General features: G+C 38.1%; 17 protein-coding genes. 15 read left to right on the top strand and 2 right to left on the bottom strand.

Annotated elements, in window-relative coordinates; translation table 11 throughout:
* Positions 1 to 3: 3 nt before the first annotated feature.
* Positions 4 to 672: a 3-oxoacid CoA-transferase subunit B gene (locus tag JNUCC25_RS22110; RefSeq protein ID WP_016765510.1), complete on the top strand. Its 669-nt coding sequence runs from the start codon at positions 4 to 6 to the stop codon at positions 670 to 672.
* 64 nt (positions 673 to 736) lie between these two features.
* Positions 737 to 985 (top strand): YqkE family protein, encoded by a 249-nt coding sequence (locus JNUCC25_RS22105; protein WP_078082161.1) that lies wholly within the window; start codon positions 737 to 739, stop codon positions 983 to 985.
* Between the two features lie 27 nt (positions 986 to 1,012).
* On the opposite strand, the gene JNUCC25_RS22100 is transcribed toward JNUCC25_RS22105, so the two are convergent.
* Both JNUCC25_RS22100 and mciZ read right to left on the bottom strand, forming a co-directional pair.
* Positions 1,013 to 1,930 (bottom strand): aldo/keto reductase, encoded by a 918-nt coding sequence (locus JNUCC25_RS22100; protein WP_078082160.1) that lies wholly within the window; start codon positions 1,928 to 1,930, stop codon positions 1,013 to 1,015.
* 93 nt (positions 1,931 to 2,023) lie between these two features.
* A complete protein-coding gene (gene mciZ, locus JNUCC25_RS22095; RefSeq protein ID WP_013059085.1) occupies positions 2,024 to 2,188 on the bottom strand; it encodes a Z-ring formation inhibitor MciZ in 165 nt (54 codons plus the stop codon).
* 71 nt (positions 2,189 to 2,259) lie between these two features.
* Between mciZ and JNUCC25_RS22090 the strand changes: the two genes are divergently transcribed.
* From JNUCC25_RS22090 to JNUCC25_RS22030, 13 genes are all read left to right on the top strand, one after another.
* A complete protein-coding gene (locus JNUCC25_RS22090; protein WP_057274000.1) occupies positions 2,260 to 2,811 on the top strand; it encodes an NUDIX hydrolase in 552 nt (183 codons plus the stop codon).
* A 478-nt stretch (positions 2,812 to 3,289) separates the two neighbouring features.
* Positions 3,290 to 3,934, top strand: a complete 645-nt coding sequence (gene spoIIM / locus JNUCC25_RS22085; RefSeq protein ID WP_013084941.1) for a stage II sporulation protein M — start codon at positions 3,290 to 3,292, stop codon at positions 3,932 to 3,934.
* A gap of 112 nt (positions 3,935 to 4,046) precedes the next feature.
* Positions 4,047 to 4,499 (top strand): ferric iron uptake transcriptional regulator, encoded by a 453-nt coding sequence (fur, locus tag JNUCC25_RS22080; protein WP_013059082.1) that lies wholly within the window; start codon positions 4,047 to 4,049, stop codon positions 4,497 to 4,499.
* Between the two features lie 196 nt (positions 4,500 to 4,695).
* The gene (locus JNUCC25_RS22075) at positions 4,696 to 4,923 is read left to right on the top strand and encodes a YqzK family protein (protein WP_013059081.1); all 228 of its coding nucleotides are present in this window, start codon (positions 4,696 to 4,698) and stop codon (positions 4,921 to 4,923) included.
* A 6-nt stretch (positions 4,924 to 4,929) separates the two neighbouring features.
* Positions 4,930 to 5,823 (top strand): site-specific tyrosine recombinase XerD, encoded by an 894-nt coding sequence (gene xerD / locus JNUCC25_RS22070; protein ID WP_064472110.1) that lies wholly within the window; start codon positions 4,930 to 4,932, stop codon positions 5,821 to 5,823.
* Between the two features lie 196 nt (positions 5,824 to 6,019).
* Positions 6,020 to 7,201: a phosphopentomutase gene (deoB, locus tag JNUCC25_RS22065; protein ID WP_078082159.1), complete on the top strand. Its 1,182-nt coding sequence runs from the start codon at positions 6,020 to 6,022 to the stop codon at positions 7,199 to 7,201.
* 16 nt (positions 7,202 to 7,217) lie between these two features.
* Complete coding sequence (locus tag JNUCC25_RS22060; RefSeq protein WP_064472109.1) at positions 7,218 to 8,048, top strand: purine-nucleoside phosphorylase; 831 nt, start codon at positions 7,218 to 7,220, stop codon at positions 8,046 to 8,048.
* A gap of 116 nt (positions 8,049 to 8,164) precedes the next feature.
* A complete protein-coding gene (locus JNUCC25_RS22055) occupies positions 8,165 to 9,331 on the top strand; it encodes a D-alanyl-D-alanine carboxypeptidase family protein (RefSeq protein WP_078082158.1) in 1,167 nt (388 codons plus the stop codon).
* Positions 9,332 to 9,433: 102 nt separating this feature from the next.
* Positions 9,434 to 9,784 carry an anti-sigma F factor antagonist gene (gene spoIIAA / locus JNUCC25_RS22050; protein ID WP_013059076.1) on the top strand — a complete coding sequence of 117 codons (351 nt, stop codon included), beginning with the start codon at positions 9,434 to 9,436 and terminating at the stop codon, positions 9,782 to 9,784.
* On the top strand, positions 9,784 to 10,227 hold the full coding sequence (gene spoIIAB / locus JNUCC25_RS22045; RefSeq protein ID WP_013084935.1) for an anti-sigma F factor: 444 nt from the start codon (positions 9,784 to 9,786) through the stop codon (positions 10,225 to 10,227). Before spoIIAA ends, spoIIAB begins: the two co-directional genes overlap by 1 nt.
* A gap of 12 nt (positions 10,228 to 10,239) precedes the next feature.
* Positions 10,240 to 11,001: an RNA polymerase sporulation sigma factor SigF gene (gene sigF, locus JNUCC25_RS22040; RefSeq protein WP_013059074.1), complete on the top strand. Its 762-nt coding sequence runs from the start codon at positions 10,240 to 10,242 to the stop codon at positions 10,999 to 11,001.
* A 161-nt stretch (positions 11,002 to 11,162) separates the two neighbouring features.
* A complete protein-coding gene (locus tag JNUCC25_RS22035) occupies positions 11,163 to 11,783 on the top strand; it encodes a stage V sporulation protein AA (RefSeq protein WP_029320316.1) in 621 nt (206 codons plus the stop codon).
* On the top strand, positions 11,773 to 12,195 hold the full coding sequence (locus JNUCC25_RS22030) for a stage V sporulation protein AB (protein WP_014458301.1): 423 nt from the start codon (positions 11,773 to 11,775) through the stop codon (positions 12,193 to 12,195). The genes JNUCC25_RS22035 and JNUCC25_RS22030 overlap by 11 nt, the downstream gene beginning before the upstream one ends.

Here is a 12,195-nt window from a genome sequence, read left to right as displayed (position 1 = left end):
TTCATGATTGAAAACGGCGTGAACGTGAGAGAGCGAATTGCAAAACGTGCTGAAAAAGAAATTTTGGACGGATTTTATGTAAACCTTGGAATTGGTATTCCAACGCTTGTGGCTAATCATATCTCAGATAATAAAACGGTGGTGCTTCAGTCCGAAAACGGTCTATTAGGCATTGGACCATATCCGAAAGAAGGAGAAGTAGATCCTGATTTAATTAATGCAGGTAAAGAAACCGTAACGGCGACAAAAGGCGCCTCTTACTTCGATAGTGCTGAATCGTTTGGAATGATTCGCGGAGGGCATATTAACATTGCGATTTTAGGAGGAATGGAAGTCTCAAAAACTGGTGATTTGGCAAACTGGATGATTCCTGGAAAAATGATTAAAGGAATGGGCGGTGCAATGGATTTAGTTCACGGAGCACAGCGCATCATTGTTATTATGGAACACGTGACGAGAAAAGATGAGCCTAAAATCTTAAATGAGTGCAGCCTCCCTCTGACAGGAAAAGAGGTAGTGGATCGTATTATTACAGATCGAGCGGTCATTGATATTACGGCAGAAGGTCTAAAGCTTGTTGAAGTAGCGAAAGGCTATACGGTAGAAGATATTCAGCAATCTACAGAGCCAACTTTAATCATTGATGAACATGTAAAACTAGATGCATTTTGATTTTTGGTAACAAAAGCAAGAATATGATACAATATCTCTCAATTAAAGTAGCGGGGGAATTGTGATGGCTAAAAAAAAGCAAAAACAATCAGCACAAAAACAAAATGATCAGCTCAGTATCAAAGATCAGCTAAATGATAGCTTATTAAAACAGCTTCAAGCTAAAAAACAGGCGCTTTCTTTAAAAGAAGAAGAGCAGAAAGAAACAGAGTGTAAAGAAGCTGCTCGAATTCGAAAAGAAAAAGAAAAAAATAAGTCGTTTGAAGAACTGTTAAATGAAAGTGATTTGAACTGGTCTGAATTTAAAAAATAAAAGCGCCGATAAAGGCGCTTTTATTTTTTAACGGTGAGCTTCGTATTGATTTGCTTTAAAGATCGATTGCAGCTTGCTAATTTCAGTAGGCTGAAGCGGGGAAGCCTCGACAGCTTTGACGTTTTCGCGAAGCTGTGAAGAAGAGCTTGCTCCTGCTACAACCGAGGCTACCGTAGGATTAGCTAAACAGTATTGAAGTGCCGTTGAATTCAGAGAGTGAATTGGTCGTACGTGACGAAATTCTTCTATCGTTTTTGCTAATTCCGTACCGCTATAATCTAAGTAGCCCTTGCCCTCGAATGCAGCAAGTTTTTGCTCTCCTTTTTCGGTTAGCAGTCCTTTGGCTACTGGACCTCTCGCTACAACGCTAATGCCGTTGTCATGTAAAAGAGGAAGTGCACTTTCTTCAGGTCGTCTGTCTAACAAGCTGTATTGCATCATGACGCTGACAATAGAAGAGTTTTGCACATACTCTCGAATCACATTTGGGCGGATAGATGAAATACCATAGTACCGAATGACGCCTTCTTGTTTTAATTCTTCAAATGCTTCAATCGTTTCCTCAATATTATCTTCGAGGGTCCCTCCGTGCAGCTGGTATAAATCGATGTAATCCGTTTGAAGACGGCGCAGGCTTTCTTTTACTTCATCTTTTATGTAAACCTTTGACGGATCCCACGTCCAGCTGTCTTTTGCATCATTCCAGCGATTCCCCACTTTTGTGGCTAAAATAATATCATTTCTGCGTTTTTTTAGGGCTTGTCCCACAAACTTCTCGTTTAAGCCAAAATCATATAAATCTGCTGTATCGAAATAATTAATGCCATATTCGAGAGCTTCATCAATCATATTGACAGCGTGTTTTTGTTCCGTTCCAAGAGACATGCATCCTAAACCTAATGTACTGACGAGCAAGTCTGAAGTACCTAAGCGTCTTTTTTCCATATATGTCACTCCTTATTTTTTACTTGTTTCTATCTATTGTAGCGCTATGATAGAGGGAAACTCAAATAAGAAGATTAAAAAACTGCAGCACAATTAGTGTCTGCAGTCTGCTTGTTTGTAAGAATTAAAATTTTGAGAGATAGCGTTCGTCCACTCATCAACATACTGAAATTGTTCGCCGTATTCTTTTAACTTTTGCTTGATTTCCCATGCTTTACCGACCAAAATGATTTGCTTCTCGTGAACATAAACTTTCATTTTTTCTACCTCCCAAGATTCGTATGATAGAATATATGTAAGAGTCAAAAAAATAGAACGAGGTGTAGAAAATGGATCATTTAACAGAAAAAATGCTGTCTTCTGAAAAGCTGTTTGGAGGCAGAGTGATTGATTTGTACTTAGAAGAAGTAGAGCTTCCAAACGGAAAAACGAGTACAAGAGAAGTAGTTAAGCACCCTGGAGCCGTAGCTATCATTGCATTAACAAGCGATCATAAAATGGTTATGGTCAAACAGTATCGCAGGCCGATGGATCGTATTTTAGTCGAAATTCCAGCCGGCAAGCTAGAAAAAGGAGAAGAGCCGATTGTGACGGCAAAACGTGAGTTAGAAGAAGAAACGGGCTATACGACAGATTCGCTTAGCCATATTATTTCTTTTTATACATCACCAGGTTTTGCGGATGAGTTGGTGCACCTTTATTTAGCGGAAGATTTAAAAGTGATGACCACCAAAGCGGAATTAGACGAAGATGAATTTGTTGAAGTAATGGAAGTTACGGTAGATGAGGCGCTTACTCTTATTCAAAACAAGGAAATTTATGATGCAAAAACAGCCTATGCTGTGCAGTACTTACAGTTAAAAAGCGGATTAGGAGAATAAGAGAGTTTTTTCTTTTACATACGAACGGCAATCTAGCAATTTAGAGGTTTACATTGAAACGTCATTTGATGTGAGAAAAAACAGGCATGCGTGTATCTCTAACTTAAAAAAATGTGTGACAACCATATTTTAGTTGAAGGAAAATCCGAACGATGAATAGAGATTCTTGATGGAGAATCAAATTCGTTCGGATTTTTTTAAGGTGATGGTGAATGTAGATTTCATTTATATAGTTGGTTCTAGCGGTTGATTGGAGGGCAAGGCGAAGACTCACCGGCCGCCCGCGGAAAGCGAAGCCTTGCATGGAAATCAACAGCGGTGGCCCAAGCCATCCATACTATCTCATTTGTTCTTATTTAGAATGGATTGATTTCATTATGTCTCATTCTCTTTTTTTATTTGATAGATTCAAAAGATTCTTGGCATAGTTTTTGTACTCTATCATACACTCTATTAAGCGATTAATAGGAGGAAGACGATGAGAAAAAAACAATTGCCATTATCGTATGCAAGACATTTTCAAGAAAACAGTTCTATTTATTTGTTTGTGACCGTGCTGTTTTTAATGGGAATCATTTTTGGGGCTATTGTTGTAAATAGTTTGACGCTTGATCAAAAAGAAGACCTGTACTTCTATTTAAACCGGTTTTTCGGACAGGTAAAGAGTGGAGAAGTAGCAAGCAGCGTTGAAATGTTTCAGCAAAGTTTTTTTCATAATGTTAAATACTTGGGGCTCATTTGGATATTAGGAATTGCCATTATTGGTTTGCCTGTAGTGTTAATTCTGCTGTTTTTAAAAGGAATGGTGATTGGTTTTACCGTAGGCTTTTTAGTCAATCAAATGGGACTCTCTGGGTTTGCGCTATCTTTTGTATCTGTTATGCCGCAAAATATCTTTCTCATACCGGCATTTCTGATCTTGTCTGCAGCTTCAGTTGCCTTTTCTTTGAAGCTTGTGCGGCAGCAATTCTTTAAAAAAGCAGCGGAGCCAATTTCCGCATCCTTTTTACGCTATAGCGGCACGATGATTGCAATGATATGTTTGGTTGCCTGTGCGGCTACAATTGAAGCCTATGTATCACCTACTTTAATGAAAAGTGTAATGGCTCTATTAAATAAGTAAGAATAAGTATTAAGTAAAAAGAATTCTTTTTTCTTATTAATAATAACTTTATTTTGACACCCTCGACACATCTGATATAATGAATTAGTGAATGGCGAGGGAGGGAATAATTATGGAAAGTCGAATTGAGCGAATTAAGCAGCAGTTGCACTCAGCTAGCTATAAATTGACACCTCAACGTGAGGCGACTGTAAGAGTACTTCTTGAACATGAAGAGGATCATTTAAGTGCCGAAGATGTATATCTCCTCGTCAAGGAAAAGTCTCCGGAAATTGGATTGGCAACTGTTTATCGTACGTTAGAATTGTTAACTGAACTTAAAATTGTTGATAAAATAAACTTTGGCGATGGCGTTTCTCGCTACGATTTAAGACAAGAAGGAGCCGCACACTTTCATCATCACCTTGTGTGTATGGAATGTGGATCTGTGGACGAAATTCAAGAAGATTTGCTTGAAGACGTTGAAGAAATTGTGGAAAAGCAATGGAATTTTAAAATTAAAGATCACCGCTTGACATTTCATGGCATTTGCCATCGCTGTCAGGATAAAGAAGACAAGCAGTAAAAGCCTTTTCCCTAATGGAGAAGGTTTTTTGTCGTACATAAATAGAAAAAAATAACGAGGTTACAAGCTACATAGTTTTATAGAAAGAAAGGAAATGACCAGGAGAGAACTCAGCGTATAAAGGTAAGAAACATGTATAAAACCTGTCCCAATTGGCATATCTTCTAATAGAATCAAAAATTGGAGGAATTGTTTCATGAAATCATGGGCTGAAATGGTATATAATACATGTAAAGTATTTATCTTATTTACCGGGTTTACTCTTTTGTTTTATTTTGGAATGATATGGGTATCTCAAGAGTATCAAAATTATAAACGTTATGATGAGCCGTCGGGTTCAGCAGTTAAGGTCATGCAAGCAAGTGTGAACAAAGATCAGACGTGGCTAGAGCGTTTATTTATGTTTTATCAAAACGGGGAGTAGAGGCTATTGAATGATCAAATTCAAGATTTTATTCATTATTTAGTAGTAGAGCGGGGACTGGCGAAAAATACGATTGATTCGTATGAACGAGATTTAAAAAAGTATGCTCAATATTTAGAACATGTAGAGCAGCTGAAATCATTTAATGAAGTAACAAGACTCCACATCGTTAATTTTCTGAAATATTTAAGTGATCAGCAAAAGTCATCTAAAACGATTGCGAGACATGTGGCTTCAACTAGATCTTTTCATCAATTCTTACTAAGAGAAAAAGCAGCGGATACAGATCCATCCGTTCATATTGATACCCCGCAGCTTGAGCGCAAGCTGCCAAAAGTACTAAATGCAGAAGAAGTAGAGGCGCTGTTAAATGTGTTTGATACATCGACGCCTTTTGGCATACGAGACAAAGCGATGCTTGAGTTGCTTTATGCTACTGGAATTCGTGTGTCTGAACTCGTTAACTTAAATATTGATGATGCACATTTGACGATGGGATTTATTCGTTGTATCGGAAAAGGAAATAAAGAAAGAATTGTCCCTCTCGGAAGGTTGGCAACGGAGGCGATTGAAGAGTATTTACAGCATAGCCGGAGTGTTTTAACAAAGCAAAAGGAACAGGACAAAGCACTCTTTGTTAATCATCACGGAAGGCGTTTAACAAGGCAGGGGTTTTGGAAAATATTAAAAAAGTTAGCTTCTGAAGCAAAAATTGAAAAAGAATTAACTCCTCATACGTTACGGCATTCGTTTGCTACTCATTTGTTAGAGAACGGCGCGGACTTAAGAGCCGTTCAAGAAATGCTCGGGCATGCGGATATTTCGACCACTCAAATTTATACACATGTTACAAAAGCACGTTTAAAAGATGTATACAATCAGTTTCATCCGCGAGCGTAGGAATATTCCAATGTCCAATGAGTTCATAGACATTGGTTTTTTGATTGAAAACACTTTCATTCATGTGTACAAAAAAATAAAAAGCGTCTATACTAATAGAGAGGTCAGACTTCTGACCAATAAGAGAAGATGGTTAAATTATTTCCAAACGGGAATTTTATAGAGAATAAATAAATTGATATTTGGAGGGAATAAAATGGCGCATACATATAAACGCGTATTTTTAATTGTCATGGATTCAGTGGGTATCGGTGAATCACCGGATGCTGAAAAATACAATGATAAAGGTGCTGATACGTTTGGTCATATTGCAGAGCACTGTAACGGTCTTCATATGCCCAATATGGCTAAGCTTGGCCTAAGCAATATCCGTGAAATTAAAGGAATCGGTAAAGCCGAAAAACCGTTGGCTTACTATACAAAAATGCAGGAAGCTTCTGCAGGAAAAGATACAATGACAGGTCATTGGGAAATTATGGGTCTTAATATTGATACGCCTTTTAATGTATTTCCAGATGGATTTCCAGAAGAGCTGATTTCACAATTAGAAGAAAAAACAGGTCGAAAAATCATTGGGAACAAACCAGCGTCTGGTACAGAAATTTTGGATGAGCTAGGAAAACAGCATATGGAAACAGGTGACTTAATTGTCTATACATCAGCGGATTCTGTTTTGCAAATTGCTGCTCATGAAGAAATTGTTCCAATTGATGAATTGTACAAAATTTGTGAGATTGCTCGTGAATTAACGCTTGATGATCCATATATGATTGGACGTGTTATCGCTCGCCCGTTTTTAGGTGAACCAGGTAACTTTACACGTACATCCAATCGTCATGACTATGCATTAAAGCCTTTTGGACGTACAGTAATGAATGAATTAAAAGACAATGACATCGATGTTATTGCTATCGGTAAAATTTCTGATATTTACGACGGAGAAGGGGTAACAAAATCTCTTCGTACCAAATCGAATATGGACGGCATGGATAAGCTAGTTGATACATTAAACATGGACTTCACAGGCTTAAGCTTCTTAAATTTAGTTGATTTTGATGCTCTCTATGGTCATCGCCGCGATCCACAAGGATATGGGCAAGCACTTGAAGAATATGATGCACGCTTAGAAGAAGTATTTGATTTATTAAAAGAAGATGATTTATTGATTATTACAGCGGATCATGGAAATGACCCTATTCATCATGGGACAGACCATACGCGTGAATACGTGCCGCTTCTTGTGTACAATAAAGGCATGCAAGAAGGAAAAGAGCTTTCTATTCGTCAAACGTTTGCGGATATTGGCGCAACGGTAGCAGAAAATTTTGGCGTAGCAATGCCTAAGCATGGAAAGAGTTTTTTAAAAGAGCTGAATTAAGCAGGGGGAATGGAGTATGAAAAAAGAATATATCAAAAAAGCAGCAGCATATATTAAAAATCAATCAGCTGTTACACCAACAATTGGGCTTATTTTAGGTTCTGGACTAGGGGTATTAGCTGACGAAATTGAAGGCGCGGTAAAAATTCCGTATAACGACATTCCTGAGTTCCCGGTTTCAACAGTTGAAGGTCACGCAGGTCAATTAGTAATAGGTACTGTTCATGACGTACCGGTTGTAGCTATGCAAGGACGTTTTCACTTTTATGAAGGGTACGCCCTTGATAAAGTAACATTTCCAGTGCGCGTAATGAAAGAAATCGGTGTAGAAACGTTGATTGTAACGAATGCAGCGGGCGGAGTAAACGAATCCTTTAATCCAGGAGACTTAATGATTATTTCTGATCATATTAATAACTTTGGAACCAACCCTTTGATTGGACCTAATGACTCTGATTTTGGAGTAAGGTTCCCGGATATGTCAACTGCTTACTGCAAGGATCTTCGTCAATTAGCGAAGAAAGTAGGAGCTGATTTAAATATCGCCTTACAAGAAGGTGTATATGTAGGAAATACAGGTCCAACATATGAAACGCCTGCTGAGGTGCGCATGCTTCGCATTATCGGGGGAGACGCGGTTGGCATGTCTACAGTGCCAGAAGTTATTGTGGCACGCCATGCAGGTATGAAAGTGCTAGGTATTTCTTGTATTTCTAATATGGCAGCTGGTATTTTAGATCAGCCGTTAAATCATGAAGAAGTAATTGAAACGACTGAAAAAGTAAAACAGCAGTTTTTATCGCTTGTAAAAGAAGTAGTAAAGCAGCTTCCAGCTTATCAAAAATAAGAAGAGAATATGACTTCAAGCATCGAGAATTTCTCGATGCTTTTTTTATTTCCCTTAGTATAAATCGATTATACCTTGGAAAAAATAGGTTGTATAAAGAATGGAGGTTTGTGGAGATGAAGCGAACTATTGTAAAGTTACTCGTTGTCATATTTTTATTTCCACTTATGACGCAACCTGTTTTAGCCGCAGAAAAAAAGAATTCTGAGCTTGCTGACAGTGCTAGGTCAGCTATTTTAATTGAACGGGATACAGGGAAAATTCTATACGAAAAAAATAGTAATCAAGAACTTCCCCCTGCCAGTATGACTAAAATTATGACAATGATTTTAATTATGGAGGCTTTGGATAAAGGGAAAATTACCTTAAAAGATAAAGTGCGGGCAAGTGAATATGCCGCTTCAATGGGAGGCTCACAAATCTTTTTAGAGCCCGGAGAAGAAATGACGGTAAATGATTTGCTAAAAGGGATTGCGATAGGTTCTGGTAACGATGCTTCTATGGCAATGGCTGAATATTTAGCTGGATCAGAAGAAAAATTTGTAGCGAAGATGAACCAAAAAGCGAAAGAGCTTGGTTTGACTCATACAAAATTTCAAAATCCGACAGGCCTGCCCGTAGAAAATCACTATAGTACAGCTCATGATATGGCCATGATGGGCAGAGAGCTGCTAAAGTATGAAAAAATTATTAACTATACAAGTAAATACGAAGCTTATTTGCGCACGGATACAGATAAGAAGTTTTGGTTAGTAAATACAAATCGCTTAGTGAAGTTTTATCCCGGCGTTGATGGACTCAAAACCGGATTTACAGGTCAAGCTAAGTATTGCCTAACAGCTACCGCTAAAAAGGGAAATATGCGTGTGTTAGCGGTTGTATTCGGTGCAAGCACGCCAAAAGATCGCAATAATCAAGTAACCAAAATGTTAGACTACGCATTCAGTCAATATACAACGAAGCCTTTATACAAAAAAGGAGACGTTATTACCAAGATAGATGTAAACAAGGGTAGCGAAGATCAGGTAACAGCTGTTACGTCCGAGCCTATTTCTGTTTTATTGAAAAAAGGAAATGCAGCCAAAGACGTTAAAACAGAAGTGAAAATGAACGAGAAGCTAAATGCGCCTATTCAAAAAGGCGACAAAATTGGAACGTTGACCATTAAGAAGGATAACAAAGTAGTTAGTTCTTCACCGCTTCTTGCAAAAGAAAATATCGATGCTGCTTCTTGGTGGAAGATATTCAAACGTACATTCTCTATTTTCTCTCAAACATCTTAAACAGCTAAATGTGACGAAATAGAACTAGTTTTGTCGGTGAGAAGGATTCTATTCTGTCGGCAGCGAAAGACTGACTATAAGATTTCCGAGGAGGTTTGTATAGTGAGTCTTTCGATTGAATTGGAATTCAAACAAGATGTCTTGTTGGTTCGATTAACAGGAGAATTAGATCATCATACGGCAGAAGAGCTAAGAAGCAAAATCACCGAAGCGATAGAGAAGGAATCTATCAGCCATTTGATTTTAAATTTACAGCATTTAACCTTTATGGACAGCTCTGGATTGGGGGTTATTTTAGGGAGATACAAACAGGTTCATAATAACGGCGGGGAAATGGTTGTATGCGCTATTTCTCCTGCCATAGAACGTTTGTTTAATATGTCAGGCTTATTTAAAATTATTCGTTTTGAACCTAATGAAGAAAACGCGCTTCAAAAATTGGGGGTGGCATAATGAAAAATCAAATGAACCTCCAATTTTCCGCGCTTAGTCAAAATGAATCGTTTGCTCGCGTCACGGTAGCATCATTTATTACGCAGTTAGATCCAACAATGGATGAGTTAACAGAAATTAAAACAGTCGTATCTGAAGCAGTAACAAATGCTATTATTCACGGCTACGAAAGCAATCCGGATGGCGTGGTATATATTTCTGTGACGCTTCACGAAGACGGTGTAGTCGAGCTGATGATTCGTGATGAAGGAATTGGTATCGATAACGTGGATGAAGCCAAGCAGCCTTTATACACAACGAAACCAGATCTAGAACGTTCTGGAATGGGTTTCACCATAATGGAAAACTTTATGGACGAAATTCGAGTGGAGTCTACTGTATTAGAAGGTACGACCTTATATTTAAAAAAGCACTTAACAAATAGTAAAGCGCTATGTAATTAAGGAGACTTGCCAATGGATGTGGAGGTCAAAAAAAATAAAAACGAACCGTATTTAAAGGATCATGAAGTTAAAGACCTCATCAAGCGCAGTCAGCAAGGTGATCAAATTGCACGAGATACAATCGTCCAAAAAAATATGCGGCTCGTTTGGTCGGTTGTTCAACGTTTTATTAACCGTGGTTATGAGCCCGATGATTTATTTCAAATTGGATGCATAGGGCTATTAAAGTCCGTTGATAAATTTGACTTATCGTATGATGTTAAATTTTCAACATATGCTGTTCCAATGATTATTGGTGAAATTCAGCGATTTATTCGTGATGATGGCACGGTAAAGGTTAGCCGTTCTCTGAAAGAAATGAGCAATAAAATACGTAAGGCAAAAGACGAGCTTTCCAAATTACTTGGACGCGTCCCTACAGTCGCTGAGGTTGCAGAACATTTGGATCTCACTCCTGAAGAAGTAGTGCTAGCTCAAGAAGCTAATCGTGCTCCTTCGTCTATTCACGAGACCGTCTATGAAAATGATGGAGATCCAATTACCCTTCTTGACCAAATTGCTGATCATACGGAAGCGAAGTGGTTTGATAAAATTGCCTTAAAAGAAGCAATTGAAGAACTTGATGAGCGTGAAAAGCTCATTGTCTATTTGAGGTATTACAAAGATCAAACTCAGTCCGAAGTGGCCGCAAGGCTGGGAATTTCTCAAGTTCAGGTATCGAGGCTTGAGAAGAAAATCTTAAAACAAATGAAGCTGCATATGAATGATACGTAATACTTAAGAAGCAATCCGTTTTGCTATTCAAACAAGAATAGTGAAACGGATTGCTTTTTTCATTTGGTAATTAATGGTCTGTTCAGAAACGTGAATTAGAAAATTTAAGAAAATCCATACTACACGTACAGGGAGATAATGAATCGTAAGGTGTGATATGAATGGAAAACGTTCTTTATCTTAAAATGAGACATCGTATTCAAGTAAAACCTGATGAGGCTGTAAATATTGGACAATTAGCAATGGTTATAGCAGCAGATTCTGTTCAAAAGCAAATTGAAAAGCTAGTTGTATATCAAGTCAGTATGAGTGATCGAAATATTATCATTGTTGATTTAATGAAGGTAATTGAAAAAGTTGCCTCTCGGTATCCGCATTTGGACATTCAGACGATTGGACCCGCTCAAACGATTGTAGAGGTCGTGTATAAAAAGAAACAATATTCCTTTTTGTTTTTTCTAGCTGTTTGGTTTCTTCTTTTCATCGGAGCTGCTTTAGCAATTATGAACTTTCACGAAGATGTGAGTATGAGACAAGTACATCAAAAATTGTTCTACATGCTGACCGGTCTGAGAGATAAGCAGCCTTTGCTGATTCAAGTGCCTTACTCTATCGGTTTAGGCCTGGGAATGATTCTGTTTTTTAACCATGTCTTTAGAAAACGAATTAATGAAGAGCCTAGTCCTCTCGAAGTCGAAATGTTTAATTACCAGCAAGACTTAGATCAATACGTCATTATGCACGAGAATAAAGAAAGTATGAAAAAAATTGATGATCATTAACATTGTGATGACCATTGTAATTGGACTTGCGGGAGGACTGGCTGCAGGTGCTGGGTTTGTAGCATTTTTAACGGTGCTGGGCATTATTCCGCGTTTGATGCAGCTGACCAAAACCATGAAATATATTCAAGCATATGAATGGGGAGTGGTGGGTGGTGCTGTTACAGGCGGGTGGTGCAGTCTTCATCAATACACGTGGCAGTTTCCTGCGGTGCTCATTATGATCATAGGTCTAACGAGCGGTATTTTTATTGGGATGCTGGCAGCAGCGTTAACAGAAGTGCTTAATGTATTGCCGACGTTAACGAAACGAATAGGAATGGAAGGCAAGCTTATTTTATTGTTAATGGCCATTGTACTAGGCAAAGTATGCGGATCATTATTTCATTGGATTTATTTTGTTAATCAATAA

The sequence above is a fragment of the Priestia sp. JNUCC 25 genome (genome assembly GCF_053667915.1).
Note: the sequence above shows the minus strand (reverse complement) of the source record. Positions and strands in the feature narration are given on the sequence as shown.

Coding starts and splice junctions, on each gene's coding strand:
- JNUCC25_RS22060 (WP_064472109.1), top strand. CDS start 7,218: ATGAAAAAAGAATATATCAAAAAAGCAGCAGCATATATTAAAAATCAA.
- JNUCC25_RS22055 (WP_078082158.1), top strand. CDS start 8,165: ATGAAGCGAACTATTGTAAAGTTACTCGTTGTCATATTTTTATTTCCA.
- JNUCC25_RS22105 (WP_078082161.1), top strand. CDS start 737: ATGGCTAAAAAAAAGCAAAAACAATCAGCACAAAAACAAAATGATCAG.
- JNUCC25_RS22090 (WP_057274000.1), top strand. CDS start 2,260: ATGGATCATTTAACAGAAAAAATGCTGTCTTCTGAAAAGCTGTTTGGA.
- deoB (WP_078082159.1), top strand. CDS start 6,020: ATGGCGCATACATATAAACGCGTATTTTTAATTGTCATGGATTCAGTG.
- spoIIAB (WP_013084935.1), top strand. CDS start 9,784: ATGAAAAATCAAATGAACCTCCAATTTTCCGCGCTTAGTCAAAATGAA.
- JNUCC25_RS22100 (WP_078082160.1), bottom strand. CDS start 1,930: ATGGAAAAAAGACGCTTAGGTACTTCAGACTTGCTCGTCAGTACATTA.
- JNUCC25_RS22075 (WP_013059081.1), top strand. CDS start 4,696: ATGAAATCATGGGCTGAAATGGTATATAATACATGTAAAGTATTTATC.
- JNUCC25_RS22110 (WP_016765510.1), top strand. CDS start 4: ATGATTGAAAACGGCGTGAACGTGAGAGAGCGAATTGCAAAACGTGCT.
- JNUCC25_RS22030 (WP_014458301.1), top strand. CDS start 11,773: ATGATCATTAACATTGTGATGACCATTGTAATTGGACTTGCGGGAGGA.
- sigF (WP_013059074.1), top strand. CDS start 10,240: ATGGATGTGGAGGTCAAAAAAAATAAAAACGAACCGTATTTAAAGGAT.
- JNUCC25_RS22035 (WP_029320316.1), top strand. CDS start 11,163: ATGGAAAACGTTCTTTATCTTAAAATGAGACATCGTATTCAAGTAAAA.
- mciZ (WP_013059085.1), bottom strand. CDS start 2,188: ATGAAAGTTTATGTTCACGAGAAGCAAATCATTTTGGTCGGTAAAGCA.
- spoIIM (WP_013084941.1), top strand. CDS start 3,290: ATGAGAAAAAAACAATTGCCATTATCGTATGCAAGACATTTTCAAGAA.
- fur (WP_013059082.1), top strand. CDS start 4,047: ATGGAAAGTCGAATTGAGCGAATTAAGCAGCAGTTGCACTCAGCTAGC.